The organism is Pseudomonas sp. AU11447, assembly GCF_001672555.2.
Classification (GTDB): domain Bacteria; phylum Pseudomonadota; class Gammaproteobacteria; order Pseudomonadales; family Pseudomonadaceae; genus Pseudomonas; species Pseudomonas nitroreducens.
In genome coordinates this window covers 89,254-114,146 of sequence record NZ_LZDG02000047.1, presented here as the reverse complement: position 1 = coordinate 114,146, position 24,893 = coordinate 89,254, and the positions used below count along the sequence as shown (strand labels likewise).

The 24,893-nt window shown below is 64.0% G+C and carries 29 protein-coding genes and 1 tRNA gene; 17 read left to right on the top strand and 13 right to left on the bottom strand.

The genetic code is table 11. From position 1 onward, the window contains the following. Positions 1 to 9: 9 nt before the first annotated feature. Together A6723_RS17415 and A6723_RS17410 are read right to left on the bottom strand one after the other, a co-directional pair. Positions 10 to 363 (bottom strand): SH3 domain-containing protein, encoded by a 354-nt coding sequence (locus A6723_RS17415; RefSeq protein ID WP_024764411.1) that lies wholly within the window; start codon positions 361 to 363, stop codon positions 10 to 12. A 39-nt stretch (positions 364 to 402) separates the two neighbouring features. Further along, entirely contained in the window at positions 403 to 1,122 is a 720-nt protein-coding gene (locus tag A6723_RS17410; protein ID WP_054907041.1) for a 2OG-Fe(II) oxygenase, read from the bottom strand. 131 nt (positions 1,123 to 1,253) lie between these two features. Between A6723_RS17410 and A6723_RS17405 the strand changes: the two genes are divergently transcribed. Beyond that, positions 1,254 to 1,880, top strand: coding sequence for a bifunctional 2-polyprenyl-6-hydroxyphenol methylase/3-demethylubiquinol 3-O-methyltransferase UbiG (locus A6723_RS17405; protein ID WP_054907042.1), 627 nt, complete (start codon positions 1,254 to 1,256; stop codon positions 1,878 to 1,880). A 164-nt stretch (positions 1,881 to 2,044) separates the two neighbouring features. Here the strand turns inward: A6723_RS17405 and A6723_RS17400 are convergent, their stop codons facing one another. Next, the gene (locus A6723_RS17400) at positions 2,045 to 3,073 is read right to left on the bottom strand and encodes an ABC transporter substrate-binding protein (RefSeq protein ID WP_054907043.1); all 1,029 of its coding nucleotides are present in this window, start codon (positions 3,071 to 3,073) and stop codon (positions 2,045 to 2,047) included. 82 nt (positions 3,074 to 3,155) lie between these two features. Continuing rightward, complete coding sequence (locus A6723_RS17395) at positions 3,156 to 3,929, bottom strand: class II aldolase/adducin family protein (RefSeq protein ID WP_024764407.1); 774 nt, start codon at positions 3,927 to 3,929, stop codon at positions 3,156 to 3,158. Between the two features lie 172 nt (positions 3,930 to 4,101). Here A6723_RS17395 and A6723_RS17390 point away from each other — a divergent pair, with 172 nt between their 5' ends. The 4 genes from A6723_RS17390 (at position 4,102) to A6723_RS17375 (ending at position 7,579) form a co-directional block, all read left to right on the top strand. Next, positions 4,102 to 5,490, top strand: a complete 1,389-nt coding sequence (locus tag A6723_RS17390; protein ID WP_054911285.1) for a PLP-dependent aminotransferase family protein — start codon at positions 4,102 to 4,104, stop codon at positions 5,488 to 5,490. Between the two features lie 77 nt (positions 5,491 to 5,567). Next, a complete protein-coding gene (locus A6723_RS17385; protein ID WP_054911286.1) occupies positions 5,568 to 6,368 on the top strand; it encodes an RNA polymerase sigma factor in 801 nt (266 codons plus the stop codon). Further along, on the top strand, positions 6,365 to 6,790 hold the full coding sequence (locus A6723_RS17380; RefSeq protein ID WP_054911287.1) for a PaaI family thioesterase: 426 nt from the start codon (positions 6,365 to 6,367) through the stop codon (positions 6,788 to 6,790). Before A6723_RS17385 ends, A6723_RS17380 begins: the two co-directional genes overlap by 4 nt. Positions 6,791 to 6,877: 87 nt before the next feature. Then, positions 6,878 to 7,579, top strand: coding sequence for a YebC/PmpR family DNA-binding transcriptional regulator (locus A6723_RS17375; RefSeq protein ID WP_024764403.1), 702 nt, complete (start codon positions 6,878 to 6,880; stop codon positions 7,577 to 7,579). Between the two features lie 126 nt (positions 7,580 to 7,705). On the opposite strand, the gene A6723_RS17370 is transcribed toward A6723_RS17375, so the two are convergent. Further along, complete coding sequence (locus tag A6723_RS17370; RefSeq protein WP_024764402.1) at positions 7,706 to 8,602, bottom strand: LysR family transcriptional regulator; 897 nt, start codon at positions 8,600 to 8,602, stop codon at positions 7,706 to 7,708. A 133-nt stretch (positions 8,603 to 8,735) separates the two neighbouring features. Between A6723_RS17370 and A6723_RS17365 the strand changes: the two genes are divergently transcribed. From A6723_RS17365 to A6723_RS17350, 4 genes are all read left to right on the top strand, one after another. After that, positions 8,736 to 10,244, top strand: coding sequence for a CoA-acylating methylmalonate-semialdehyde dehydrogenase (locus tag A6723_RS17365; protein ID WP_054911288.1), 1,509 nt, complete (start codon positions 8,736 to 8,738; stop codon positions 10,242 to 10,244). A gap of 138 nt (positions 10,245 to 10,382) precedes the next feature. Beyond that, on the top strand, positions 10,383 to 11,258 hold the full coding sequence (gene mmsB, locus A6723_RS17360) for a 3-hydroxyisobutyrate dehydrogenase (protein WP_054911289.1): 876 nt from the start codon (positions 10,383 to 10,385) through the stop codon (positions 11,256 to 11,258). Positions 11,259 to 11,428: 170 nt separating this feature from the next. Beyond that, a complete protein-coding gene (locus A6723_RS17355) occupies positions 11,429 to 12,346 on the top strand; it encodes a bestrophin family protein (protein WP_064979818.1) in 918 nt (305 codons plus the stop codon). Positions 12,347 to 12,367: 21 nt separating this feature from the next. After that, a complete protein-coding gene (locus tag A6723_RS17350; protein ID WP_054909402.1) occupies positions 12,368 to 12,934 on the top strand; it encodes a flavin reductase family protein in 567 nt (188 codons plus the stop codon). Here A6723_RS17350 and A6723_RS17345 read toward each other — a convergent pair. Then, complete coding sequence (locus A6723_RS17345; protein ID WP_054909403.1) at positions 12,921 to 14,306, bottom strand: CoA transferase; 1,386 nt, start codon at positions 14,304 to 14,306, stop codon at positions 12,921 to 12,923. The two genes, A6723_RS17350 and A6723_RS17345, sit on opposite strands and share 14 nt — an antisense overlap. Positions 14,307 to 14,530: 224 nt before the next feature. After that, positions 14,531 to 14,911, bottom strand: a complete 381-nt coding sequence (locus A6723_RS17340) for a hypothetical protein (protein WP_054909404.1) — start codon at positions 14,909 to 14,911, stop codon at positions 14,531 to 14,533. 222 nt (positions 14,912 to 15,133) lie between these two features. Here A6723_RS17340 and A6723_RS17335 point away from each other — a divergent pair, with 222 nt between their 5' ends. Beyond that, positions 15,134 to 15,448, top strand: coding sequence for a hypothetical protein (locus A6723_RS17335; protein ID WP_054909464.1), 315 nt, complete (start codon positions 15,134 to 15,136; stop codon positions 15,446 to 15,448). 113 nt (positions 15,449 to 15,561) lie between these two features. Next, entirely contained in the window at positions 15,562 to 15,747 is a 186-nt protein-coding gene (locus tag A6723_RS17330; RefSeq protein ID WP_054909405.1) for a hypothetical protein, read from the top strand. Between the two features lie 6 nt (positions 15,748 to 15,753). Here A6723_RS17330 and A6723_RS17325 read toward each other — a convergent pair whose 3' ends face one another. Then, positions 15,754 to 16,125, bottom strand: a complete 372-nt coding sequence (locus tag A6723_RS17325; protein ID WP_139093008.1) for a hypothetical protein — start codon at positions 16,123 to 16,125, stop codon at positions 15,754 to 15,756. Positions 16,126 to 16,571: 446 nt separating this feature from the next. Between A6723_RS17325 and A6723_RS17320 the strand changes: the two genes are divergently transcribed. Together A6723_RS17320 and A6723_RS17315 are read left to right on the top strand one after the other, a co-directional pair. Next, positions 16,572 to 17,285 (top strand): endonuclease, encoded by a 714-nt coding sequence (locus A6723_RS17320; protein WP_054909406.1) that lies wholly within the window; start codon positions 16,572 to 16,574, stop codon positions 17,283 to 17,285. An 88-nt stretch (positions 17,286 to 17,373) separates the two neighbouring features. Beyond that, the gene (locus tag A6723_RS17315) at positions 17,374 to 17,880 is read left to right on the top strand and encodes a DUF1993 family protein (RefSeq protein ID WP_054909407.1); all 507 of its coding nucleotides are present in this window, start codon (positions 17,374 to 17,376) and stop codon (positions 17,878 to 17,880) included. Between the two features lie 31 nt (positions 17,881 to 17,911). Here the strand turns inward: A6723_RS17315 and A6723_RS17310 are convergent, their stop codons facing one another. Beyond that, the gene (locus A6723_RS17310; RefSeq protein WP_054909408.1) at positions 17,912 to 18,385 is read right to left on the bottom strand and encodes an Lrp/AsnC family transcriptional regulator; all 474 of its coding nucleotides are present in this window, start codon (positions 18,383 to 18,385) and stop codon (positions 17,912 to 17,914) included. A gap of 213 nt (positions 18,386 to 18,598) precedes the next feature. Here A6723_RS17310 and A6723_RS17305 point away from each other — a divergent pair, with 213 nt between their 5' ends. Then, positions 18,599 to 18,853: a hypothetical protein gene (locus tag A6723_RS17305; protein WP_064979825.1), complete on the top strand. Its 255-nt coding sequence runs from the start codon at positions 18,599 to 18,601 to the stop codon at positions 18,851 to 18,853. 98 nt (positions 18,854 to 18,951) lie between these two features. Further along, positions 18,952 to 19,950 carry a bile acid:sodium symporter family protein gene (locus A6723_RS17300; protein WP_054909410.1) on the top strand — a complete coding sequence of 333 codons (999 nt, stop codon included), beginning with the start codon at positions 18,952 to 18,954 and terminating at the stop codon, positions 19,948 to 19,950. Between the two features lie 63 nt (positions 19,951 to 20,013). Here the strand turns inward: A6723_RS17300 and gorA are convergent, their stop codons facing one another. Further along, positions 20,014 to 21,372 (bottom strand): glutathione-disulfide reductase, encoded by a 1,359-nt coding sequence (gene gorA, locus A6723_RS17295; protein WP_054909411.1) that lies wholly within the window; start codon positions 21,370 to 21,372, stop codon positions 20,014 to 20,016. Positions 21,373 to 21,460: 88 nt separating this feature from the next. On the opposite strand from gorA, the gene A6723_RS17290 reads away from it, so the two are divergent. Continuing rightward, positions 21,461 to 21,892 (top strand): VOC family protein, encoded by a 432-nt coding sequence (locus A6723_RS17290; RefSeq protein ID WP_054909412.1) that lies wholly within the window; start codon positions 21,461 to 21,463, stop codon positions 21,890 to 21,892. A 66-nt stretch (positions 21,893 to 21,958) separates the two neighbouring features. Here the strand turns inward: A6723_RS17290 and galU are convergent, their stop codons facing one another. Beyond that, a complete protein-coding gene (gene galU / locus A6723_RS17285; RefSeq protein ID WP_024767166.1) occupies positions 21,959 to 22,798 on the bottom strand; it encodes a UTP--glucose-1-phosphate uridylyltransferase GalU in 840 nt (279 codons plus the stop codon). Between the two features lie 203 nt (positions 22,799 to 23,001). After that, on the bottom strand, positions 23,002 to 23,373 hold the full coding sequence (locus tag A6723_RS17280; RefSeq protein WP_054909413.1) for a LexA family transcriptional regulator: 372 nt from the start codon (positions 23,371 to 23,373) through the stop codon (positions 23,002 to 23,004). A gap of 497 nt (positions 23,374 to 23,870) precedes the next feature. Between A6723_RS17280 and A6723_RS17275 the strand changes: the two genes are divergently transcribed. Continuing rightward, positions 23,871 to 24,236 carry a DUF3509 domain-containing protein gene (locus A6723_RS17275; protein ID WP_054909414.1) on the top strand — a complete coding sequence of 122 codons (366 nt, stop codon included), beginning with the start codon at positions 23,871 to 23,873 and terminating at the stop codon, positions 24,234 to 24,236. A 132-nt stretch (positions 24,237 to 24,368) separates the two neighbouring features. On the opposite strand, the gene A6723_RS32150 is transcribed toward A6723_RS17275, so the two are convergent. Further along, positions 24,369 to 24,512, bottom strand: a tRNA-Leu gene (locus A6723_RS32150). Between the last annotated feature and the right edge of the window lie 381 nt (positions 24,513 to 24,893).

Sequence of the window (24,893 nt, the reverse complement as noted above, 5' to 3'; positions counted from 1 at the left end):
GTCACCGGGTCAGGCGCTGACTTCCTGCAGGCAATCCAGCGGCACCCAGCCGGCCTCGCCGCCGGAGCGGACGCACCAGAGCCAGCCACCGAGCTCGCGGCCGCCTTCGAGCCGCTCGCCGACCTCCACGTCGAGTTCGCGAGCGGTGTAGTCCTCCATCGCCACCCCGGCGCCCGGCGCGGTCATGTTGAACACCTGCGCCGGCACCCAGCCCTCGCGCTGCCCTGGCGTGGAGCAGAAGTACCAGTCTTCCCAGCCCTCGGCACCTTCGTAGCGTTCGCCGACGAACAACGGCGCCCCCTTGGCGAAGGTTATGGGCGTGGGGTACTCGCTACGGTGGCGTTGAATCACTTCGTAGTGCATGTCTCTCTCCCGGCTCCCTGGACCGATCCATGCTACTCCTCACAACGCATCGTGGAAGATCACTCCGAGGGTGAAGCGCTCGCCGGTATGCAGGCGGCTGACGCCATGGCGCAGGTTGACCCGGTGGTAGCCGCGCGCACCCCGTACCGGCCGCTGGGCCACGGCGAACACCACGGCATCGCCTTGCCTGAGCGGCACCACGGCCACCCGCGACTGCATGCGCGGCCGCTGCTCGGTGAGGACGAACTCGCCGCCCTCGAACTCCTCGCCCGGTTGCGACAGCAGGATCGCCACCTGCAACGGGAAAGCCAGCTCCCCATACAGGTCCTGGTGCAGGCAGTTGTAATCGCCGGCGCGGTAGCGCAGCAGCAAGGGCGTCGGCCGCCGCTGCCCGGCGGCATGGCAGTGAGCGAGGAAGCCGGCGTGCTCCGGCGGATAATGGATACCGGTACCCATGCGCTCGTGCCAGCAGTTGGCGATGGCGCGCAGTGGCGGGTAGAAGGCTCCGCGCAACGCCTGCAGCAGGGCCGGCAAGGGATAGGCGAAGTAACGGTACTCACCGAGGCCGAAGTTGTGCCGGGCCATGATCACCTGGCTACGAAACGGCTCGTCCTGGTCGTAGAGCGCGCGCAGGGCTTCGCATTGCGCCTTGTCGAGCAGGCCCGGGATCACCGCATGGCCGTCAGCGTCGAGACGCTCAGCCAGCAGCGGCCAGTCCAGGGCAGCGATTCGATGGGCAAGGATAGGGGTGGCGGGCATCTTGAAGGTCCGTGGAAACAAGGCTCCAGTCTAGGCTCGCCCCTGCCCCAGCGCGCCCCGAGGCCGACTTTCAAACTGCCCCGCAGCGACGCATTGTAGAATCAGCCAATCATTCTCGATCGAACACGGCCATGACTCCCGAAGACCCGATCCTGCGGGACATTTCCCGCGTGACCCTGCAGCATTACCAGGAGCGCGCCGAAGCGTTTCGCGAAGGTACCTGGGACCACGATGTCACCCAGAACATCGCCGCGCTGCTGCGGCATATCCAGGGCGATGCGCCCTTCGCCCTGCTCGACTTTGGCTGCGGCCCGGGGCGTGACCTGTGTGCACTGAAGCGCCTGGGGCATGAGCCGGTCGGCCTGGACGGCTGCGCCGACTTCGTCGCCATGGCCCGCGAGGCCAGCGGCTGCGAGGTCTGGCAGCAGGACTTCCTGGCTCTCGACCTGCCCGCCGGGCGCTTCGACGGTATCTATGCCAATGCCAGCCTGTTCCACGTCCCGCGCAGTGAACTGCCACGCGTGCTCGGCCAGTTGCAGGCAGCGCTGAAGCCGGGTGGCGTGCTGTTCAGCTCCAACCCACGCGGGGAGAACCAGGAGGGCTGGAATGGTGGGCGCTATGGCTCCTACCACGATCTGCAGAACTGGACGCGCTTGCTGGAAGCCGCGGGATTCCGCGAGCTGGAACACTACTTCCGCCCCGCCGGCCTGCCGCGCGAGCAGCAGCCCTGGCTGGCCAGTGTGTGGCGCAAGGTTTGACGGCTACAGCAGCCGGAAGTGATTCGCGAGCAAGCTCGCTCCTACAGGCCAATGTCGGTGCAACCGTGTAGGAGCGAGCTTGCTCGCGAACCCGCCTGACGTCAGGCCGAAGGCCAGACGTTCCCCTCTGGACGGCGCGGGCAGTATTACCCGCGCCGCTGCGGTCAGCCCTTCGCCGCCCAGGCGTTGAAGCGCTGCTCCAGGTCCTCGCCGTGGTCGACCCAGAACTCGAAGTTCACCGGGACGGCCTGTTCGAGGTTCGACGGTGCGGTGTTCAGGCGCTCCACCAGCTTCGGATCGAGCAGCTTGGTAGTCCCCAGGTTGACCGAGCCGTAGCCCAGCTTCACCGTGTGGATCTTCTGCTGTTCGGGCTGGAGCGAGAAGGCGATGAAGTCCTCGGCCGCCTTCTTGTTCGGGCTGCCCTTGGGGATCGCCCAGGAGTCGATGGCATACAGGCTGCCATTCCACACCACCTTCATCGGCGCGCCCTCTTCCTGGGCGGCGAAGGCGCGGCCGTTGTAGGCGGTACTCATGGCCACGTCGCCGCTGGCGATGAACTGCATCGGCTGCGCGCCGGACTCCCACCACTGGATCGACGGCTTGATCTCATCGAGCTTCTTGAACGCACGGTCCACGCCCTCTTTCGTCGCCAGCACCTTGTACAGGTCTTCCTTCTTCACGCCGTCGGCCAGCAGGGCGATCTCCAGGGTGTACTTGGCGCCCTTGCGCAGCGAACGCTTGCCGGGGAATTTCTTGGTATCCCAGAAGTCCGTCCAGCCGGTGGGACCGTTGGCGAAGCGCTTGCCGTCGTAGACCATGGCCATCGACCAGACCAGCAGGCCGGCGCCACAGTCGGAGATGGTGCCGGGCACGTAGTCCTCGGCCTTGCCGAGAATCGCCGGGTCGAGCTGCTCGAACAGGCCGTCCTCGCAGCCGCGCAGCAGCTCCGGGCCTTCCACCTGGACGACATCCCAGTTGACGCTGCCGGTGTCGACCATGGCCTTGATCTTGCCCATTTCGCCGTTGTACTCGCCGGCGATCACCTTCATGCCTTCCTTCTTCTCGAAGGGTTTGTAGAAGGCTTCGGTCTGTACATCTTTGCTGGTGCCACCGAAGGAGATCACGGTCAGGTCAGCAGCCATGGCGCCGGACGCCACGCCCATGAGCAGGGCTCCCAGAATCGGGTTCTTCATTTCCACCTCTTGGCTTTGTTGTTGGCAGATTGCTTAAGCACGCAGGCGCCCGGCCTCTGCGGACCGGGGCACGATAACAGGGTCAGGTGCGATAGACGGCCTCACCATCCTCGATCAGGCGCAGCGCCGATTCCCAGGCCAGCAGGTGCAGGCCGTCGACCAGCGCTTCTTCTTCCTGCACGGCAACGCGTTCGCATACCGCGGGCGCCGGGTAGCGCAACTGGCGACCGCCGGCCAGGGCCTGGACCTGCGCCTGGCAGGCGCGCTCGAGGAAGTAGATCTGGTTGAAGGCTTCGGCGATGCAGCGCCCGGTGGCCAGCAGGCCGTGGTTGCGCAGGATCATCACCATGTGGCTGCCCAGGTCGTTGACCAGGCGCGAGCGCTCGTCCGGGTCCAGGGCGATGCCTTCGTAGTCGTGGTAGCCCAGGCGATTGTAGAACTTCAGCGCGTGCTGGCTGATCGGCAGCAGGCCGTCTTCCTGGGCGGACACCGCGATGCCGGCGGCGGTGTGGGTATGGATCACGCAGGCCACGTCTTCGCGGGCAGCGTGTACCGCGGAATGGATGTTGAAGCCGGCACGATTGACGCTTTTCGGGCCGAAGCGTGGATCGATGACATCGCCTGCATGGTCGACCTTGACCAGGTCGGAGGCGCGCATTTCGTGGAACAGCACGCCGTAGCGATTGATCAGGTAGTGGCCCGGCTCGCCCGGCACTCGTGCGGAGATATGGGTGTCGATGTGGTCGGTCCAGCGGAAGTGCGCGATCAGGCGATACAGCGCGGCGAGGTCGCAGCGGGCCTGCCACTCTTCGGCGGAAATACTCGACGGATCGATGTTGTAAGCTGTGTCACGCATGACGGGTGGTCCTTGTTGTTCTGTCAGGCTGTGCGGCGAATTGCCGCCGTCTGGGACCGAGTGTGCTGGGCGCGCCCCGCCCGCACCATGCACAGGCACCCTGCAGAATTTGCAGTGCTGTTATGGTCCACCGACCTGTACAGATCCTTCCTCACAAGAATCGGACCCTCGGATGCTGTTGCTCGACCCCACCTCGGACACTCCCCTGGTCACCCAGATCGTCGACGGCATCGCCCAGGCCATCGACGAGCAGCGCCTGCGTGCAGGCGCCAAGCTGCCCTCGATCCGCAAGTTCGCCCAGGCCAACGGCGTCAGCCACTTCACCGTGGTCGAGGCCTACGACCGGCTGGTGGCGCGCGGCTGCCTGAACGCGGTGCCCAATGCCGGCTTCTACGTGCGCGGCCCGGCGCTCGAGGACAGCGCCAGCGCCGAGGCACCGACGGAATTCGACTTCGACGCGCACCTGCTGCTGCACAAGGTCTTCCAGCCGCTGGGGATGGAGATTCGCCCCGGCGTCGGCCTGCTGCCGGAACACTGGCTGGATGGCGAAGGCCTGCAGCGCGGTTTGCGCAGCCTGGCGCGGGAAGAGCCGACGCAGTTCGGCAACTACGGCCACAGCAAGGGCAACCTGAAGCTGCGCGGCAAGCTCGCCGACCGCATGGGCGACGCCGGTGTCGCCGCCAATCCCGAACAGATCCTGCTGACCGCCGGCGCCAGCCAGGCGCTGGACCTCACCGTGCGCTACCTGGTGCAGCGCGGCGACCCGGTGCTGGTGGACGAACCCGGCTACCACAACCTGTTCCTCAACCTGCGCCTGCAAGGTGCGCAACTGCTCGGCGTGCCGCGCAGCGCCGATGGACTGGATCTCGACGGCCTCGAGCAACTGGCCCGCGAGCACCGGCCCAAGGTCTACTTCACCCAGGCGCGCCTGCAGAGCCCCACCGGCGGGAGCCTGTCCCTGGCCGCCGCACACCGCCTGCTGCAACTGGCGGAAAAGTACGACTTCCTCATCGTCGAGAACGATATCTACGCCGACCTCGACCCGGCCGGCCAGATGCTGCTGGCCAACCTCGACCAGTTGGCGCGGGTGATCTACATCGGCAGCCTGTCAAAAGTCATTGCACCCGCACTGCGCACCGGTTTCATCGCCGCCCACCCGGAGCTGATCGAAGAGCTGGTGCCGCTGAAGATGGTCAGCGGCCTGACCAGCTCGGAACTCACCGAAACGCTGGCCCTGGACATCCTCCTGCAAGGCCGCCACCGCAAGCACGTACGGCAGTTGCGCGACCAGCTTGGCGAAGCCCACGACAGCGTGGCGCGGCGCCTGGAAGCGGCCGGCCTGGAAGTCTTCCACGAACCCCGCGCCGGGCTGTTCCTCTGGGCCCGGCATCGCGCGGTGGACGACGCCACCTTGCTCGCCAGCCGCGCCAAGGAAGCGAAGATCCTGCTGTTCCCCGGCCAGCTGTTCATGCCCGATGGCCGCAGCGTACCGTGGATGCGCTTCAACGTGGCGCACTCCCTGGATGAGCGGCTGTATGCTTTTCTTTCCCAGCAGGGCTGAAGGCGGTCACAAAAAACACGGACGCCGAGTCCAAGGAAGAAGAGCCGGAATTTCCCCGGCCACGTCAGGAGGACACCGTGAAATTCCCAGCCATCGAACCCGAGCAACTGCAACGCGCCCAGCAGGGTGAACCCGCTGCCCTCGACGCACTGCTGCTGGCCTTGCAGGCGCCGGTCTACAACCTCGCCCTGCGCATGCTCGGCCGCCGCGAAGACGCCCAGGACGCCAGCCAGGAAATCCTCCTGCGCATCACCACCCACCTCGCCAGCTTCCGTGGCGACAGCCAGTTCTCCACCTGGGCCTTCCGCATCGCCAGCAATGCGCTGCTGACCGCGCGCACCAAGGTCCGCGAGACGCCCACCGTGTCGCTGGAAGCCCTGGCGGAGAAGCTCGACCTCGGCCTGCGCCTGGCCGAGGCCAATGAGCGCCCGCTGGAGCCAGCGGACAAGCTGGCCGCCGAACGCATCGCGCTGGCCTGCACCCAGGGCATGCTGATGTGCCTGGAGCGTGAACAGCGCCTGGCCTACGTGCTGGACATCGCCTTCGGCCTGGATTCGGAAACCGCCGCCGCCGTGCTGGAGGTCGAACCGGCGACCTACCGCAAGCGCCTGTCACGGGCGCGCCAGCGGCTGGACGACTTCATGCAACAGCATTGCGGGCTGGTGAATCCCCAGGCGCCCTGCTCCTGCGAGCGACAGGCGCTGGCCCTGCCGGCCGGCGTGAACGACACCCGCAAGGCCGAAAGCGAACTGCTCGCCCTCACCCGCCTGGCCGACGCCGCGGCGGTATTCCGCGCGCACCCGGATTACCAGGTGCCACAACGGGTGATCGAAACCGTGCGCGCCGTGCTGCAGCAGCACACCGGAGGCTGGCAATGAACGCTTTCGCCGATCTGGGCTATCCCGAGGGTTTCCAGCCGCTGCAACGGCGCAATCCGCTGCTGGACCTGCTCGGTCCCTTCCTGGTGCGTGGCGAAGGCGATTCGCTGGAGCTTGGCCTGCTGCTGGACGAACGCCACACCAACAGCCGCGGCGGCGTGCATGGCGGCATTCTCGCTACCCTGGCGGACATCGGCATGGGCTACGCCATGGCCTTCTCCAGCCAACCACCACAGCCGCTGGTCACCGCCAGCCTGACCTTGGACTACGTTTCCAGCGCCCAGGTCGGCGACTGGCTGAGCATCCGCCTGCTGCACAGCCGGCGCGGCAGGCAGATGGCCTTCGCCAATGCGCTGCTGTCGGTGGGTGACAAGGTGGTGGCGCAGGCCAGCGCGGTGTTCGCGGTGCCGGCGCAGCGCTGAGCCGCCGGATATCGCCGCAAATATCGCCAGAGTCCGCGCAAGGCCTTAGACTTGCCGCCCATCAGCAACCGCCAGCAAGAGATCACTATGGGCGCCCAGTGGAAAGCCAAACATAAAGAAGTCGCCGCCAACGCCAAGGGCCGCGTGTTCGGCAAACTGTCGAAGGAAATCATGATCGCCGCGCGCAATGGCGCCGACCCGGACATGAACCCGAAACTGCGTCTGGTCGTCGAGCAGGCGAAAAAGGCCTCGATGCCCCGCGACACCCTGGAGCGCGCGATCAAGAAGGGCGCCGGCCTGCTGGACGGCGCCGCCACCTTCGAGCGCGTGGTCTACGAAGGCTTCGCGCCGCACCGCGTGCCGGTGATCGTCGAGTGCCTGACCGACAACGTGAACCGCACCATCGCGGAAATCCGCGTGCTGTTCCGCAAGGGCCAGCTGGGCGCTTCCGGCTCGGTAGCCTGGGACTTCGATTACCTGGGCCTGGTCGAGGCCACCCCGGCCAGCGCTGACGCCGACCCTGAACTGGCTGCCATCGAAGCCGGCGCCCAGGACTTCGAGCCGGGCGAGGAAGACGGCGACACCCTGTTCCTCACTGACTCCACCGACCTTGACGCCGTCTGCCGCGCCCTGCCCGAGCACGGCTTCACCGTCGCCTCGGCCAAACTCGGCTACAAGGCGAAGAACCCGGTGAGCCTGTCTGGCGCGGAACTGGAGGAAGTCGAAGCCTTCCTCGACGCCCTGGACGGCAACGACGACGTGCAGAACCTTTACGTCGGCCTGGCGTAACGCAGAACGGGCGGCCCATTGGCCGCCCGTTTTCTTTGTAGACCGCGCATCCCGTAAGGCGGATAACGCCCCAAGCGTTATCCGCCGTCCTGCATACGGCGGACAAATCGTACCGATTCATGCGCCCTACGCTTTCCGTCCCATCAACACTTCCTGGCTGCTCTCAGCCTTCTCCCGCAGGAAGTCCCAAGTCGTGCGCATCCGCGCGATGTCCTTGAGCTCCGTGGGCATCAGCATCCAGAACGTCCGCACGAACTCGATCTCGCCAGCCAGCACCGGCTGCAGCGACGGGTCTTCGCTCGCCGCGAACGCCGGCAGGATCGCCAGACCCGCGCCCTCCGCCACCGCCCGCTGCTGAGCAAGGATGCTGGTGCAGCGCAGCGCCATGTGCAGCGGCCGGCCGATCTCGTCGAGGTATTGCAATTCCTTGCTGTACAGCAGGTCGTCGACATAGCCCACCAGCGCGTGCTCGCGCAGGTCGTCGCGCGTGCGAATCGGCCCGCGTTCGGCCAGGTAGTCCTTCGAGGCGTAGAGCCGCAGCACGTAGTCAGTCAACCGGGTGATCAGGTAAGGACCGCGACCAGGCCGCTCCAGGGTGATCACGATGTCCGCCTCGTGGCGCGACAGCTGTAGCGCACGCGGCACCGCCAGCAAATCGACGCCCAGGTGCGGGTGGCGCTGGTTCAGCTCCACCAGCTGCGAGGTCAGCAACGTCGAACCGTAGCCCTCGGTAGCGCCGATGCGCACCTTGCCGGAGAGATTGTCCTCGGTGCCGGCCAGGCGTTTCTCGATCACCTTGCAGGCGCTTTCCATTGCCTCGGCCTGGGGCAACAAACCATGTCCGGCTTCGGTCAGCCGATAGCCGGCAGGTTCACGCACCAGCAATTGTGCGCCGATGCTTTTCTCCAGTGCCTGCAGGCGGCGGGCCACCGTGGTGTGGTCCACGCCCAGGCGCCGCGCCGCTACCGTGAGTTTGCCGGCACGAGAGAGTTCGAGGAAAAACCGCAGATTGTCCCAGTCCATGCGCGCTCCTGTGTGCGCTCTCCATCTGCAAAAATGCAGACCATACTTGCACATCACCTCATTGAGCACATCAAAAATGCACTGTTAGGATCGGACCACACAAGAACAAAGCCTTCAGGCTGGGAGAACCACGATGACTGCACCTGCCGTCCCGACCGTCAAACTCTTCCTCGACGGCAAGCCCGTCGAGTCCACCACCTCCGAATGGCGCGACGTGATCAACCCCGCCACCCAGGAAGTCCTCGCCCGCGTGCCCTTCGCCACGCCCGAGGAAGTCGAGCGCGCGGTGGCCAGCGCCAAGGCCGCGTTCAAGACCTGGAAGAAGACCCCCATCGGCGCCCGCGCACGGATCTTCCTCAAGTACCAGCAACTGATCCGCGAGAACATGAAGGAGCTGGCGGCCATCCTTACCGCCGAACAGGGCAAGACCCTGCCCGACGCTGAAGGCGACGTGTTCCGCGGTCTGGAGGTGGTCGAGCACGCCTCGGCCATCGGCAACCTGCAACTGGGCGAGCTGGCCAACAACGTGGCCGGCGGCGTGGATACCTTCACCATTCTCCAGCCCATCGGCGTGTGCGCCGGCATCACCCCCTTCAACTTCCCGGCGATGATCCCGCTGTGGATGTTCCCGATGGCCATCGCCACCGGCAACACCTTCGTCCTCAAGCCCTCCGAACAGGACCCGATGGTGACCATGCGCCTGGTCGAACTGGCCCATGAGGCCGGCGTGCCGCCGGGTGTACTGAACGTCATCCATGGCGGCCCGGACGTGGTGAACGCCATCTGCGATCACCCGGACATCAAGGCCGTCTCCTTCGTTGGTTCGACCCGTGTCGGCACCCACGTCTACAACCGCGCCTCGCAGGCCGGCAAGCGCGTGCAGTGCATGATGGGTGCGAAGAACCACGCCGTGGTGCTGCCCGACGCCAATAAGGAACAGACGCTGAACGCCATTGCCGGCGCAGCCTTCGGCGCCGCCGGGCAACGCTGCATGGCAGTCTCGGTGGCGATCCTGGTGGGCGAAGCCAACGAGTGGATTCCCGACCTGGTGGCCAAGGCCAAGACCCTGAAAGTGAGTGGCGGCACCGAGGCCAACACCGACGTCGGCCCGCTGGTTTCCTGCGCGGCACTGGACCGCGTCAGCGGTCTGATCGAGCGCGGCACCCAGGAAGGCGCCACGCTGGAACTGGACGGCCGCAATCCGCAGGTGGCCGGCTACGGCAAGGGCAACTTCGTCGGCCCGACCGTGTTTTCCGGCGTTACCCCGCAGATGACCATCTACCGCGAGGAAATCTTCGGCCCGGTGCTCTGCGTGGTCTCCGTGAAGACCTTCGACGAGGCCATCGAGTTGATCAACGCCAACCCCAACGGCAACGGCACCGCGCTGTTCACCCGCTCCGGTGCGGCCGCACGGCACTTCAAGGAGGAAATCGACGTCGGTCAGGTGGGGATCAACGTGCCGATCCCGGTGCCGGTACCGCTGTTCTCCTTCACCGGCTCGCGCGGCTCCAAGCTCGGCGACCTCGGCCCATACGGCAAGCAGGTGGTGCAGTTCTACACCCAGACCAAGACCGTCACCGAACGCTGGTTCGACGAGAATGAGGTCGGTGGTGCGGTGAACACCACCATCAATCTGAAGTAAGACTGCCCGCCCGCCTGCCCCGAGCCGGCCCGGACTTCAGCAGGGATGCTGGTCCGGATTCGGCACCACGCGGGCGGGCACCCTTTCCGGCGCTCCGACCACGGAGCGCTTCCAGCACAAGAAGAAGAGGAAATCCCCATGCGCATCGGTTTCATCGGACTCGGCAACATGGGCGGGCCCATGGCCGCCAACCTGCTCAAGGCCGGCTTCGACCTGAGCGTCTTCGATCTTTCCGCCAAGGCCGTGGAAGCCGCCGTAGCCTTGGGCGCACGCGCGCTCGGCTCGCCAGCCGAAGTAGCTCGCGACGACGTCGAGGTGATCATCACCATGCTGCCGGCCGCCGCCCATGTGAAGCAGGTGTTCCTCGGCGACGATGGCCTGCTAGCCAACGTGCAATCCGGCGTGTTGCTGATCGATTCGTCCACCATCGACCCGCTGAACGCCCGCGAGGTCTCCGCCGCCGCCCTCGCCCACGGCAACCCCATGCTCGATGCGCCGGTTTCCGGCGGTACGGCTGGCGCCGCAGCGGGCACCCTGACCTTCATGGTCGGCGGCGAGCAGGCCGATTTCGAACGCGCGCGCCCGGTGCTGGCCGCCATGGGCAAGAACATCGTGCACTGCGGCGGCGCCGGCAACGGCCAGGTGGCCAAGGTGGCGAACAACCTGCTGCTGGGTATCTCCATGATCGGCGTGGCGGAAGCCATGTCCCTGGGCGTGAAGCTGGGCATGGACGCCGAAGTGCTGGCCGGCATCATCAACACCTCCAGCGGCCGCTGCTGGGCCTCGGAGATCAACAACCCGCTCACCGGAGCCCCGGCGGCGCGCGGTTACAGTGGCGGCTTCGGCACCGACCTGATGCTCAAGGACCTAGGCCTGGCCAGCGAGGCCGCGCGACAGATCCGCCAGCCGGTGCTGCTCGGTGCGCTGGCCCAGCAACTGTTCCAGACCTTCAGCAACCAGGGCAACGGCCAACTGGACTTCTCGGCGATCGTGAAGCTGTACCAACAGGGCTAGGTCCGCCAGGGCGTTCCGCTTTTCTGTAGGAGCGAGCTTGCTCGCGAACCTCTTCGCTACGAGGCCGGTTCGCGAGCAGGCTCGCCCCTACAAAGGTCCCACTCCGCGACACGTCGCCCGAGCCTTCATCTCGGCTATCATGCGCGCTCCGCCCCACCGGATGCCGCCGCATGATCCTCCGCCCGCAAACCCCGACTCTCTGGGTCCTGCTGTTCTCGCTCAAGGGCTCGATTATCCCGGCCATCTGGCGCAAGGTGCTCTACACGGTGCTGCTGAGCTCCCTGGTGGTGGCCACCCACGGCACGCTCTACCACTACAAGGTGATCATCACCTCTACGCCGTTCACGCTCTGGGGCCTGACGCTGGCGATCTTCCTCGGCTTTCGTAACAACGTCGCCTACCAGCGCTTCTGGGAGGCACGCACGCTCTGGGGCGAGCTGCTGATCGTGACGCGCAACCTGGCGCGGCAGACCCGTTCGCTGCTGCCCGACCTCGATGCCGATAGCCGCCGCCAACTGTGCAAGCCGCTGATCGCCTTCGGCTACACCCTGCGCGACCAGCTGCGCGGCACCGAACAAGGCGACGACGTGAAACGTGTGCTGGGCGACGACGCCGCAGCATTCGCCCATCGCCGCAACCCGGCAAACGCCCTGCTGGCAGACCTTGGCCAGCGCTTCGCCGACCAGGGCCGCGCGGCGGGCGCCAGCGACATCACTCTGGCCGCCATCGACCAGCAGATGACCCGCCTGTCGTACGTGCTGGGCGGCTGCGAGCGGATCAGCAACACGCCGATTCCCTATCCCTACATCCTGATGCTGCACCGCATCGTGCACGTCTACTGCTTCCTGCTGCCTTTCTGCCTGGTGGACAGCATCGGCTGGTTCACTCCGCTGGCCGTCTGCGTGCTGGCCTACACCTTCTTCGGCCTGGATGCCCTGGGCGACCAGATCGCCGACCCGTTCGATACCCAACCCAACGACCTGCCGCTGGACGCCATGAGCCGCAACCTGGAAATCACCGTGCTGGAAATCCTCGGTGAAACCGACCTGCCCGAACCGCTGAAACCGGTGGACGGCCTGCTGCTCTGAGCCAGCCCTGAGGACCCGAGAATGAGTCACCTGAAAGACGTACCGCTGAACAAGGCCTACCTGCTGCTCAACCACGGCCCGAGCACCATCGTCACCTGCGAGCACCAGGGCACGGCCAACGTCATGGCCGCCGCCTGGGTCATGCCGTTGGACTTCGACCCGCCCAAGCTGATGCTGGTGCTCGACCGCAACACCTGGTCACGTCATCTGGTGGAAGGCTCCGGCGCTTTCGTCATCCAGCTGCCAACGCGCCAGCAGGCCGAGCTGACCCTGGCGGTGGGGTCGAGCAACGGCGGCGAGGGCAACAAGTTCGAGCAACTGGACATTGGCGTTTCGCGCGCGAAGCAGGTCGACGCACCGGTGGTCGACGACTGTGTCGCCTACCTGGAATGCAAGGTGATCAGCGAGCCGCACAACCAGGAGAAATACGACCTGTTCATCGCCGAGGTGGTCGCCGCCTACGCCGATGAGCGCGCCTTCTCCAACGGTCGCTGGCATTTCCCCAGCGACGAACTGCGCACCATTCATTACCAGGCCGGCGGCGCCTTCTTCGCCACTGGCGAGGCGTTCCAGGTCAGCCGGGGCTGACCGGCTGCCAGGCGGCCGGCGCCGAACCCAGCTCAGAGGCCGGCAACTCCCAGAAAAGCGGCGAACCGGCGACCTGCAACGGCGGGCGCAGGCGGCGCGCATGGCCCCAGGGAGTGGCCTCGATGCCCGGCGCCAGATCGGCTGCGGTTTCCGCACCCAGCTCCGCCTGGTTCGGCGGCGCGGCACCCGCCTCCAGCAGGAACTGCGCTGTCCGCGCCAGCGACAGCCGCCAACGGCTACCCCGGCCGCTGCGCCGGCGCTCGGCCAGCCCACGCAAGGCGGCGGCGGCAATCAGGTAGCCGGTCGCGTGATCGAGCGCCTGAACGGGCAAAGGTACGGGCTTTTCCTCGCCACGCCACACGCGCCCAGCTTCGGCAATGCCGCTGCTCATCTGCACCAGGCTGTCGAAGCCGCGTCTTTCGCACCATGGGCCGGACCAGCCATAGGCATTCAGGCTGACGTCCACCAGCCCCGGCGCGATGGTGCGGCGCACGTCGGCACCGAAACCCAGGCGTTCCAGGGCATCGGCCCGATAGCCGTGGACCAGAACGTCGGCGCTGGCGAGCAGCGCCTGGAAACGCTCGCGACCTGCCGGCTGGCGCAGGTCCAGCCGCGCGCAATGCTTGCCCAGGGTGACTTCCGGCACCACGCCGGGCTCATCCCAGTCAGGCGGGTCGATGCGCAGTACCTCGGCACCGAAGCCGGCGAGGAATCGGGTGGCAACCGGGCCGGCCAGTACACGGGTCAGATCCAGCACCCGCAGGCCGGCCAGCGGGCGTTCGCGGTCGATCTCGATGTCCAGGGAGGGTCCGGACACCAGTTGGATATCGCGCAACACGATAGGCTCGCGAGCCACGGCGATGCCTTGCGGGTGCTGTTTCCAGGCATCCCACGAGCGCATCTCGGCCGCGCAGCCGCCCTCCCTGACGATCGCCAGTTCCAGCTCGCCCGCCGCCCAACCGGCCACGGCGCTGGCGACCTGATCGCGCTGATTCTCGACGCCGAGGACTCGAAGTGCGGCGGCGCGGTGGTGCGGCGCATTGGTGTGCAGGCGAATCCAGCCGTCGCGTGTGCGGTAGTTACCGGCAATGGCATCCCAGAGGTCGGGCACTGTCCAGCCCTGAGGCCGCAAGGAGGTGGAGAACCAGAAGGAGGCCAAACGGCGGTCCACGACCATGGAGGTCGCCGTGCCACCTTCCGGCTCCAGCCACTCGCCCAGTGCCAGCCCGGCGCTGGCGATGCTGGCGGCGGCCAGTTCGGTGACGAAGAATGCCGAAGGCAGGGAGCCTTCGCTGCGAGGGGCCAGGTGACTCAGCCGTTCGGCCTGGCCACCGAGGGCTGTCCAAAGTCGTTCCGCTAGAACCCGCTGCATCTCTATCTCCGCCTTTCCGTGGAGCTTCACCTTAGCCGCAGAGCGTCTGGCGGGCGAGCCGACCTTGGTCGACAGGCAATAAAAAGCCCGCAATCAAGCGGGCTTTTCGATGGGGAGCTAATCCCTTAGCTGGTTTTCATCCTCTGCCCCTGGGTGTGAAAAAAACGTGAAGAGCGGGACAGCCGAAACATTTTGTCGGAGATCGGATTTCTCGAAGCTGATGCTCAGCTCGAATAGTCCAGCGCGGTCCAGACGCGGCTGAGTCCATCGCTGATCCGGCAGCCCGAAAGGTCGTCCGCTTCGCCACGCGGGGACAGCCGCACGGTGGAGTCGCCCTCACCTTCGGTCAACCATTGCAGGCGACCGCAGTTGGGCGTGTCGATCACGTAGCTGGCAGCGATCGCCGAGCGCTCCTTCGGCAGACGGATGGCATCGCGTACCGTGCCGCGCTCCTCGATGCGCTTGCCGTCAGCCACCAGAACGGCCCAGGCCTCCTTGCCCTCGATGATGAGGTAGGCGCCATTGGCGCGCGGGACATCCGCCTGGGGTTGGGCGCAACCCGCAAGCATCGCCACACCGGCACAAAGCATCAGTTTCTGCAGCATCGCCATCGCTCCTGTTCGTCGAGCAATGCCCGCCAGGCCACTGGCGACGGGCACTTCAAGGTTTCTGTCAGACCGCGAGAGGGATACTAGGAGAAAATACTGTTCATGCATACAGTATTTTGCGAAAATTTTTTAAACCTCGACGAAAGGCCATAGTCCATTGGCTACGTCGATCACCTCGAATCACAGGGCATGGGCCTGAAACCCATTGAGGAGCAAGCGATGGTGAGTATCCATCAGCTGAAGTACACCGTGAACCACATGGCCATCGAGGAAGTCAGCGAAGCCGTGGCGGAACTGCTGTTGGAGGGGTTGGTCACAGAGGGCAAGACGCCTTTCAGCCGTACCCACTTCAACGTGTGCTTCGCGGAAATCGAGGCCCTGATGCAGCGCGCCGGCTATCACCGTCCGCTGGATGTGGTGGGTTACCAGGGCCAGGCCTACGCCATGTTCGACCCCAGCCGCTGGGATGCCGTGGAGGTGCTGCGCTGGCTGAAGGAGTACGTCGAGGAATCGAAAGCGCTCAGCACTGCCTGAGTGCGCTGGCATTTTCGCAAGTTGCGGTTGCGGGAGCAGCGACTTGCGAAGGCCTATCAGGCGCACTAATGTCCCATGCACTTTTTCCCGCTTGCCGAATCAAGGACGATTCCATGAGCGACTCCTCCTCCGACGACAGCTGGCTCTGGGCCTACCGCAAACTACGTAGCTGGGATGTGGGCCGGGTCAGCTCGGCGTTTCTCGCCACACTCTTCCATTGGCGCGGCGATACCGGGCTGTTCTACAGCCACGGCGGCCTGCGCAAATCCCGCCTGACGCGCGACGACCTGGTCGACTGACCCGGCTCACTGCTGCTGATAATTGCCGTTGCCTCGCGGATAGACCGTGCCATTGGGATATTCGATGCTCTGTCGGATGCCGCCGCTGCCCTGGTCGATGATGACCGTGTTCGAACGCGTCTCGCCGTAGCCACTGGGCACCCGCACGCCACCATAGCTGTCATTGCGTTGCCAGCTGGACGAGCTGTCTACGCTACCGCTTGCCCCCGGGCTGACATAGATGCGCTGGATCACCGGCGGCGACTGCTGCCATTGCGTCTGGTTCTGATAGCGCGGCGCACTTTGCGATTGCGCCTCCTGCCGGGTGAACGTCTGCGCGAAGGCTGGCATCGCCAATGCGAGGCAGGCAATGGCCGCCAAGGTTCTGCGCTCAATCATGATGATCATCCCGGATGACGGAAAGGTTCAGCTTACCAAGCCTTGCTCATCTCGAGCAGGCCGCACAGACAGATAATTTTAATATTTGTATATCAATAGCTTGTAAGAATATTTTGATGTCATATCTCTGATATATGCCCCGCAAGATGCACGGCAGGTGCGGCCGCCATCCGCAGCAGGGGAAAACTCATCAAAACATCGTGATAGCGCTTGTTCTTAAAGTGACTTATAGAAATTAATTTTCTTTAAAATCATGGCGTTATGGTTCATTTATGAAGCACGTTGAAAGGATTGGAAGCTCCATTGCCAAGCGTTCCCAGTCGCCGTAAGCCCTGCGCACCACGTCGGGGCGTTTCTCGTCACGCGACAGCCTTGCCATTCCATTGCCATGATTGGCAATTCTTTCTCAATCAGTAAGATGCAGCGACTTTCGTAAGGAATGCCTCATGTTCGGACGCTGCCTGGCCCTGCTGCTGATCCTCGCTGTTCCCACCGTTGCCTCTGCTGCCGCCCCACGCACCTTCGAGGAAGCCAAGAAGGTCGGACGCAAGCTGTACGCCCGCCAATCGGTGGAGTTCTATTGCGGCTGCCGCTACAACGGCACCAAGGTCGACCTGAAGAGCTGCGGCTACACCCCGCGCAAGAATGCCAACCGCGCCTCGCGCATCGAGTGGGAGCACATCGTTCCCGCCTGGGTGATCGGCCACCAGCGCCAATGCTGGCAGAGCGGCGGGCGGAAGAACTGCTCGCGCAATGACCGGGTGTACCAGAAGGCCGAGGCAGACCTGCACAACCTCGTGCCGAGCATCGGCGAGGTGAACGGCGACCGCGCCAACTACAGCTTCGGCTGGCTGCAGCAAAAGCCCTCGCAGTACGGCGCCTGCCCGATGGTGGTGGACTTCAAGGCACGCAAGGCCATGCCCCGCCCGCAGATTCGCGGCATGATCGCCCGCACCTACTTCTATATGAGCGACCGCTACGGCCTGAAGCTCTCCAACCAGGACCGCCAGCTGTTTACCGCCTGGAGCAAGCAGTACCCGGTGGAAGCCTGGGAGCGCCAGCGCAACCAGATGGTCGGCTGCGTGATGGGCTGGGGCAATCCCTACGTCGGCCCGATCGAGAGCGATCGCTGTCCGGCGCCGAAAGTGGCCAGGCGCTGAAGCCTGGCGACAGCCGCAGATACCCGCAGTAGACTCCGACGGCCGTCCACCGTGACGAGCTCACCTTCATCTGTCTGGAGTACGCAGCATGTCCCTCTCGATCTACCAGGCTTCCGTTCCCGTCTTCATCCGCATGCTCGGCAATCTCTCGGCGATTCTCGCCAAGGCCGCCACCCATGCCGAAGCCAAGTCCATCGACCCTTCCGTCCTGATCAACGCCCGTCTCGCCCCGGACATGTTCGCCCTGGGACGCCAGGTGCAGATAGCCTCCGACTCCGCCAAAGGCGCCGGCGCGCGCCTGGCCGGTGTCGAGGTGCCGAGCTTCGCCGATGACGAAACCACCTTCGCAGAGCTGCAAACGCGCATCGCGAAGACCATCGACTTCCTCAAGTCCCTGAAGCCCGAGCAATTCGAAGGCGCCGAAAACCGCACCATCGAGTTGAAGCTGCGCACTCGCGAAGTCAGCTTCAAGGGCTCGGACTTCCTGCTCGGGTTCGTCAACCCGAACTTCTATTTCCACATCACCACGGCCTACGACATTCTCCGCCACAACGGCGTGGAAGTCGGCAAGATGGATTATCTGGGCGGCGTCTGACCGCCTTGGGCGCCGGCATCCCGGCGCCTTTTCAGCCGCGCGGCAGGGGCAACGTGGTGGTGGACTTGATCTCCGAGAGCGCCACGATGGAGTTGATCTCCTGCACGCCCGGCACCTGGGACAGTCGCTCGAAGAAGAAGCGCTCGTAAGCCTCCACATCCTCCGTCACGATGCGCAGCATGAAGTCGACCGCGCCCATCAGGACGTGGCACTCCAGCACCTCGGGGAACTCCTGCATGGCCTGCGCAAAATCCGTCAGGTGATTGCGCCCATGGGCGTTGAGTTTCACCTGGGCGAATATCTGGGTGTTCAGGCCGATCTTCTTGCGATCCAGCAGAGTCACCTGCTTGCGGATCACACCCTCGTCCTTCAAACGCTGGATTCGGCGCCAGCACGGCGATTGCGACAGGCCGATGCGCTCAGCGATCTCGGCCGTCGAAAGCGTTGCCTCCTCCTGCAGTAACTCGAGGATCCTGCGGTCTTGGGCATCCAGCGTTATGGGCATATACAAATCTCAAATATCAGCAAGAAAGACTTATTAATGCACAAATAAGTCATCCATTGCAGAAATCAGGCAAATAATTCCTCTGGCGCGCCCGCAGAATATTCTTCACCTCTCCTGCATCGGCCAGCCGCCATGACGCTCCCCGCACTCCAACTCGTCGAACTCCCCCCGCCCCCACAAGACCGCCCCGTCCCCACCGAAGTGGCCGCCGACGTGCGCTATCTGATTCGCGCCGAGATCGATGCCGACATTCTCTGTCGCCTGCTGAACCAGTTTGCACTGCAGGGCCACGTGCCGGCCGAGGTGGAATCCTCCCGCCGGGAAGACTGGCTGGACATCGCCCTGCGCGTGAACACGCTGCCGCGCTATCGCGCCGAGGTGATCGCCCAGCGCATGCGCGGGATGGTCAGCGTGTGCTCGGTGGACCTGCATGTGCAGGGAGCAGAAACTGTCCTTTCAGCGACATAAGCTGACTTTCTGGCGTTAGCCGGTACATCCTCGCAGGCTTAGAGTGCGAACCTGACCTTCGTGGTCTTTCACACACAACAACGATGAGAGATGTGCCCATGGCTCGCCCACGCCTGCTCCCCGACAACTTCACCCTGGCGCTGATCGCCACCGTGACCGTTGCCAGCCTGCTGCCCTGCGAAGGCACCGCTGCCGTGATTTTCGGCTGGATCACCAACCTGGGCATCGCGCTGCTGTTCTTCCTTCACGGTGCCAAGCTGTCGCGCCAGGCGATCATTGCCGGCGCCACCCACTGGCGGCTGCACCTGCTGATATTCTCCTGCACCTTCATCCTCTTTCCCCTGCTCGGCCTGGCGCTCAAGCCCGCACTGTCGCCCCTGGTAACTCCGGACCTGTACCTGGGCATGCTCTATCTCTGCGCCCTGCCCGCCACCGTGCAATCGGCTATCGCCTTCACGTCGCTGGCACGGGGCAATATCCCGGCGGCTATCTGCAGCGCATCGGCCTCCAGCCTGCTGGGCGTCTTCGTCACGCCGCTGCTCGTGCAGTTGCTGATCGGCGCCCATGGCGATACCGGAATGTCGACGCTGGACGCCATCGGCAAGATCACCCTGCAACTGCTGGTGCCCTTCATTGCCGGCCAACTGCTGCGCCCGTGGATCGGCGCCTGGGTGGAGCGGAACAAGCCGGTCCTGCGCTACGTGGACCAGGGATCGATCCTGCTGGTGGTCTACACCGCCTTCAGCGCCGCCGTCATTCAGGGCCTGTGGCACCAGGTTCCGCTTCCGGCGCTGGCCGGCCTGGTCGTGGCCTGCTGCGTGCTGCTGGCACTGGCGCTGGTCGCCACCAACCTGCTGGGGCGCTGGCTGGGCTTCTCCCTGGAAGACAGGATCACCATCATCTTCTGCGGCTCGAAGAAGAGCCTGGCCACCGGCGTGCCCATGGCCTCGGTGCTGTTCGCCAGCAGCACCGTCGGCGTGATCCTGCTGCCACTGATGCTGTTCCACCAGATCCAGCTGATGGTCTGCGCCGTGCTCGCCCAGCGCTACTCCCAGCGCCAGGAAGACGGCCACGCACCGCTGGAGCGCGCCAACTGACGGCGCCCCGCCCACAAAAAAGCCGGTGCGGATGCACCGGCTTTTTCATTTCCGCCAGCGCCGTCAGGCACCGAGCGGAGTACGCAGCGTCACGAACTCTTCCGCCGCGGTCGGGTGAATGCCGATGGTTTCATCGAACACCCGCTTGGTTGCCCCGGCCTTGAGCGCAATGGCGATGCCCTGGAGGATTTCTCCGGCTTCCGGGCCGACCATATGGCAACCCAGCACCTTATCGGTGTCGGCATCGACGATCAGCTTCATCAGGGTGCGTTCCTGGCACTCAGTGAGCGTCAGCTTCATCGGACGGAAACGGCTCTCGAACAGCTTCACCCGGTGTCCGGCGCTGCGCGCTTCATCTTCAGTCAGGCCGACCGTGCCGATGTTGGGCAGGCTGAATACAGCGGTGGGAATCAGCTTGTAGTCTACCGGGCGGTATTCCTCCGGGCGGAATAGCTTGCGCGCCAGCGCCATGCCTTCAGCCAGTGCTACGGGGGTCAACTGCACCCGGCCGATCACATCACCGATGGCATGGATCGACGGCTCGCTGGTGCGATAGGCCTCATCGACCTTGATGTAACCACGATCGTCAAGCTCGACCGAGACATTCTCCAGGCCCAGGTTGTCCAGTTGCGGACGGCGGCCGGTTGCGTAGAACACGCAATCCGCCTCCAGCACGCGACCATCCTTGAGCGTCGCAGCCAGGGTGCCGTCGGCCTGCTTGTCGATGCGCGCGATGTCGCTGTTGAACTGCAGGTCCAGCCCCTTCTTCGTCAGCTCGTCGCGCAGGTGCTCGCGCACGCTGCGATCGAAGCCACGCAGGAACAGCTCCTTGCGATACAGCAGCGAAGTCTGCGCCCCCAGACCGTGGAAGATGCCGGCGAACTCCACGGCGATGTAACCGCCGCCGACCACCAGCACACGACGCGGCAGCTCCTTGAGGAAGAAGGCCTCATTGGAAGAGATCGCGTGCTCCTTGCCGGGAATGTCCGGCACCTGCGGCCAGCCACCGGTGGCAATGAGGATGTGCTTGGCGCGGAAACGCTGGCCGTCGACTTCCACGGTGTGCGCATCCTGCAGCCTGGCATGCCCCTCCAGCAGCGTGACGCCGCTGTTCACCAGCAGATTGCGGTAGATGCCATTGAGGCGATGGATCTCGCGATTCTTGTTGGCGATCAGGGTCGGCCAGTCGAACTTCGCTTCGCCCAGGGTCCAGCCAAAGCCGGCAGCCTGCTCGAAGTCCTCATGGAAATGCGCCCCGTACACCAGCAGCTTCTTCGGCACGCAACCGACGTTGACGCAGGTACCGCCAAGGTAGCGGCTTTCCGCCACGGCCACCTTGGCGCCAAAGCCCGCGGCAAAGCGCGCAGCACGCACACCGCCGGAACCCGCACCGATGACGAACAGGTCGAAATCGAAAGACATCATGGATCTCCGCTTGGATATGTCAGGCAGCATACCTCATGGCGCCTGACCTATCCTGCCATCAGCCGCTGCCAAAGGAGCATTCGCCATGCGCCCATCCCTGACCCACCTGGCCCTGCATGTACCTGATCTTGAGGCCTGCATAGCGTTCTACGAGCGCTTCTGCGGTATGCGCATCATCCACCAGCGCGAAGGCAAGGGCTCACGCATTGTCTGGATGGCGGAGTCCGGCAAGGAGCACAGCTTCATCTTCGTCATCATGCCTGGCGGACAGGCGCGACACCTGGCCTGCGATGACTACAGCCACTTCGGCTTCGCGGTGGACAGCCACGAGGAAGTCGACCGTATCGCCAGGGATGCCCAGTCGGCCGGCTGCCTGATCTGGGCTCCCCGGGAAGAGCCTTACCCGGTGGGTTATTACTGTGGACTGCGCGACCCGGCGGGCAACTACGTCGAGTTCAGCTATGGGCAGCCACTCGGGCCGGGATCGGAGGCCATGCCAATCCCGCGTTCGATGTGATGCCCGGCCGCACAAACGAAAAAGCCACCCGAAGGTGGCTTTTTCAAAGAGCGGAAAGGTCCGGAGTTACCAGGCCTTGCCAGTCTTGTAGAGGTGCTCGTAGCAGAAGTTGGTCGCCTCGATGTAACCCTCGGCGCTGCCGCAGTCGAAGCGCTTGCCCTTGAATTTGTAGGCCAGTACGCAACCGTCCTGGGCCTGCTTCATCAGAGCATCAGTGATCTGGATTTCACCGCCCTTGCCCGGCTCGGTCTGCTCGATCAGGTCGAAGATATCCGGAGTCAGGATATAGCGGCCGATGATCGCCAGGTTCGACGGGGCATCCTCGGGCTTAGGCTTCTCGACCATGGTGTTCACGCGGTAGATGTCGTCGCGGATCATCTCGCCGGCGATCACACCATACTTGTTGGTCTCTTCCGGCGGCACTTCCTGGATTGCCACGATGGAGCAGCGGAACTGGTTGTACAGCTTGACCATCTGCTTGAGGACACTGTCGCCTTCCAGGTTCAGGCACAGGTCGTCCGCCAGCACGACAGCGAAGGGCTCGTCGCCGATCAGCGGGCGGCCGGTCAGGATCGCGTGGCCCAGGCCCTTCATTTCAACCTGGCGGGTGTAGGAGAAGGTGCACTCGTCGATCAGGCGACGAATACCGACCAGGTACTTTTCCTTGTCGGTGTTGCGAATCTGGTGCTCCAGCTCATAGCTGATGTCGAAGTGGTCTTCGAGCGAGCGCTTGCCGCGGCCAGTGACGATACCAATTTCGCCGAGACCGGCTTCCAGCGCCTCTTCAACGGCATACTGGATCAGCGGCTTGTTCACCACCGGCAGCATTTCCTTGGGCATGGCCTTGGTGGCCGGGAGGAAGCGGGTACCGTAGCCGGCGGCCGGGAACAGACATTTCTTGATCATGGGAGTCCTTCGAGAGGGACAGGGGTGCGAGTTGCGCGCAGTCTAATCAGGCTGCGTCCGCCTTACAATGCCCCGGATTGCAAGCTGCACGACACTTCCGCGCACTTGCAACCGATGACACGCGCATCTGACCACCGGATTTCCGATTTAGTTCTCGAACTTACTGGCAAATGGTCAGCATCCCGGTCCTGCCCGCACCCTTTCTACGCTCTGGTTCCTTGCGCCACTTCGCTCCCGCAAAGCCGCTGCCGCACCACGCCCCAGATCGACAGCTCATCCCCCTCCTCGACCTTCAAGGTGGGAAAGCCATCGCTCGCTGCCTGGAGAGCGAAACAGCCATCGATGATGGCGAGCCGGCGAATCAGCGCCTCACCGTTCAGTGCCGCCACCACGATCTCACCCGGTGCCGCCAATTCGGAACGGTCGACCAGCAACAGGTCGCTGTCGTGAATGCCCGCCTGCGTCATCTCTTCGCCACACGCACGGACTATGTAGGTATGCAGAAGCACTGCGGTGGCCGCAGCGCCTGCACCCGACCGCAGCACATCTTGGACATCCAGAATGGCTTGTTGCATGACCCTTCTCCGAATACTGTATATACATACAGATATCAGATACCTGCCAGCCCGGCAAGCCATTGAATGGAACCTACGCAGAGATTGCCGCTCAACCGAAAGGACAGTACGCCCTTGGCGGTGGACTACCCTTAGGGAGGGGTGAGGATATCAAGATGAATCCAGGCACGTTCGTCACACTCATGATTCTCGGCTGGGTCCTGCTGGCACTGGTTACGCTGTGGGCCATCCTGCGCGTACCCATGCGCCGCGCCCGCATGCAGAAGTTCAAGCACAAGGCAAAAACCGCTTCACCGAGGCGTCACCTCCTCCCGCACTAGAAACGCCATCGTGCAAAATGCCATTGTATTTGCGCCACACCTTGCAGGCTGCATGGAAAGCAAGGCGCGGAATATTTTTAAATATTTGATTTTAAAGGATTTTTAATTTATCAGAGATTGGTACGCACCCTGCAATGAAAGGGATGAATCCGCCCACACATTGCCGAGGACGACGCCATGCCAATCGACCGCCTGCCTGCCGCCCAATATCTCTGCCAGGTCTTTTCCGATTTCGAAGTGAGTTTCACCGCTCGACCGGACGGCAACCTGATCATGACGCTGAGCAAGGAAGCGGGTGAACACATCGCCTGCCGGGTGGTGCGACTGGAAGAACAACGCAACGAAGAGCTGCTGATCAGCCTGGTAGGTCGCATCCGCCGCGATCTGGCAACCGAATACGGCCCGCTGCAGGAGCACGACGCCGATCACTTCAAGGAAGAAGTACCGCTGCAGAATTTTTATGAGGCCAGCGGACCTCTGCGCCAACGCCGCATCGTCAAGGCCGGCGCAAAACTGCGCTCGATGGCGCATATCGGCGCCTGAATCGCTGAATCGTTGAATCGTTGAATCGTTGAATCGTTGAAAATGAAAAACCCGGCCTAGGCCGGGTTTTTCATGTATGTCGCTCGCCTCGATTCAGACATGCAAACTGCAATGATTCGGGGCGAAGGGAAATGGTGCCCGGGGCCGGACTCGAACCGGCACGCCCAAAGGGCGAGAGATTTTAATTCACTCGCCCTTCCTTTATGTATGAAGAACTTAAGCAGCTTTCGGGTCCGCGACCGAATTCTCAAGGCACCCTTCTGGGCCACGCGTGGCAAGGAATCAAAATTCATTGCGGACCAGAATTCTCCCGCCTTGCCCGTCCTGGGCACGCCATCCCCTTCCCTCAGTATCAGCAGAACCATCCGACCTACCGATCACCAGCAGACAAGATAGTTTCGCAGGGTCTGCCCCCCTCTGGATTAAGAGTTCTTGTCTAGCGCGAACCTGCCGACCCTGCCCCCTCGTCACCCCACCTTTAATCTGCACATTCATACAGCATCCTTCCCCTCCCCTGACTCGGTAGGCGGAACATGTATTCCACCGAACACGAAGATGAACGGCGCCTGCTGAAGTCACGATGGGAGACTGGGGTGGGCGACCGCGTCGCCTTCCTCTACCGGACTGACGACCACTACCACTATCTGCTGGCTCAGG

Bases quoted from the DNA above. Each gene is read 5' to 3' on its own strand.
- A6723_RS17415 (WP_024764411.1), bottom strand. From the start codon at position 363: ATGCACTACGAAGTGATTCAACGCCACCGTAGCGAGTACCCCACGCCC.
- A6723_RS17410 (WP_054907041.1), bottom strand. From the start codon at position 1,122: ATGCCCGCCACCCCTATCCTTGCCCATCGAATCGCTGCCCTGGACTGG.
- A6723_RS17405 (WP_054907042.1), top strand. From the start codon at position 1,254: ATGACTCCCGAAGACCCGATCCTGCGGGACATTTCCCGCGTGACCCTG.
- A6723_RS17400 (WP_054907043.1), bottom strand. From the start codon at position 3,073: ATGAAGAACCCGATTCTGGGAGCCCTGCTCATGGGCGTGGCGTCCGGC.
- A6723_RS17395 (WP_024764407.1), bottom strand. From the start codon at position 3,929: ATGCGTGACACAGCTTACAACATCGATCCGTCGAGTATTTCCGCCGAA.
- A6723_RS17390 (WP_054911285.1), top strand. From the start codon at position 4,102: ATGCTGTTGCTCGACCCCACCTCGGACACTCCCCTGGTCACCCAGATC.
- A6723_RS17380 (WP_054911287.1), top strand. From the start codon at position 6,365: ATGAACGCTTTCGCCGATCTGGGCTATCCCGAGGGTTTCCAGCCGCTG.
- A6723_RS17375 (WP_024764403.1), top strand. From the start codon at position 6,878: ATGGGCGCCCAGTGGAAAGCCAAACATAAAGAAGTCGCCGCCAACGCC.
- A6723_RS17370 (WP_024764402.1), bottom strand. From the start codon at position 8,602: ATGGACTGGGACAATCTGCGGTTTTTCCTCGAACTCTCTCGTGCCGGC.
- A6723_RS17365 (WP_054911288.1), top strand. From the start codon at position 8,736: ATGACTGCACCTGCCGTCCCGACCGTCAAACTCTTCCTCGACGGCAAG.
- mmsB (WP_054911289.1), top strand. From the start codon at position 10,383: ATGCGCATCGGTTTCATCGGACTCGGCAACATGGGCGGGCCCATGGCC.
- A6723_RS17355 (WP_064979818.1), top strand. From the start codon at position 11,429: ATGATCCTCCGCCCGCAAACCCCGACTCTCTGGGTCCTGCTGTTCTCG.
- A6723_RS17350 (WP_054909402.1), top strand. From the start codon at position 12,368: ATGAGTCACCTGAAAGACGTACCGCTGAACAAGGCCTACCTGCTGCTC.
- A6723_RS17345 (WP_054909403.1), bottom strand. From the start codon at position 14,306: ATGCAGCGGGTTCTAGCGGAACGACTTTGGACAGCCCTCGGTGGCCAG.
- A6723_RS17340 (WP_054909404.1), bottom strand. From the start codon at position 14,911: ATGCTGCAGAAACTGATGCTTTGTGCCGGTGTGGCGATGCTTGCGGGT.
- A6723_RS17335 (WP_054909464.1), top strand. From the start codon at position 15,134: ATGGTGAGTATCCATCAGCTGAAGTACACCGTGAACCACATGGCCATC.
- A6723_RS17330 (WP_054909405.1), top strand. From the start codon at position 15,562: ATGAGCGACTCCTCCTCCGACGACAGCTGGCTCTGGGCCTACCGCAAA.
- A6723_RS17325 (WP_139093008.1), bottom strand. From the start codon at position 16,125: ATGATTGAGCGCAGAACCTTGGCGGCCATTGCCTGCCTCGCATTGGCG.
- A6723_RS17320 (WP_054909406.1), top strand. From the start codon at position 16,572: ATGTTCGGACGCTGCCTGGCCCTGCTGCTGATCCTCGCTGTTCCCACC.
- A6723_RS17315 (WP_054909407.1), top strand. From the start codon at position 17,374: ATGTCCCTCTCGATCTACCAGGCTTCCGTTCCCGTCTTCATCCGCATG.
- A6723_RS17310 (WP_054909408.1), bottom strand. From the start codon at position 18,385: ATGCCCATAACGCTGGATGCCCAAGACCGCAGGATCCTCGAGTTACTG.
- A6723_RS17300 (WP_054909410.1), top strand. From the start codon at position 18,952: ATGGCTCGCCCACGCCTGCTCCCCGACAACTTCACCCTGGCGCTGATC.
- gorA (WP_054909411.1), bottom strand. From the start codon at position 21,372: ATGTCTTTCGATTTCGACCTGTTCGTCATCGGTGCGGGTTCCGGCGGT.
- A6723_RS17290 (WP_054909412.1), top strand. From the start codon at position 21,461: ATGCGCCCATCCCTGACCCACCTGGCCCTGCATGTACCTGATCTTGAG.
- galU (WP_024767166.1), bottom strand. From the start codon at position 22,798: ATGATCAAGAAATGTCTGTTCCCGGCCGCCGGCTACGGTACCCGCTTC.
- A6723_RS17280 (WP_054909413.1), bottom strand. From the start codon at position 23,373: ATGCAACAAGCCATTCTGGATGTCCAAGATGTGCTGCGGTCGGGTGCA.
- A6723_RS17275 (WP_054909414.1), top strand. From the start codon at position 23,871: ATGCCAATCGACCGCCTGCCTGCCGCCCAATATCTCTGCCAGGTCTTT.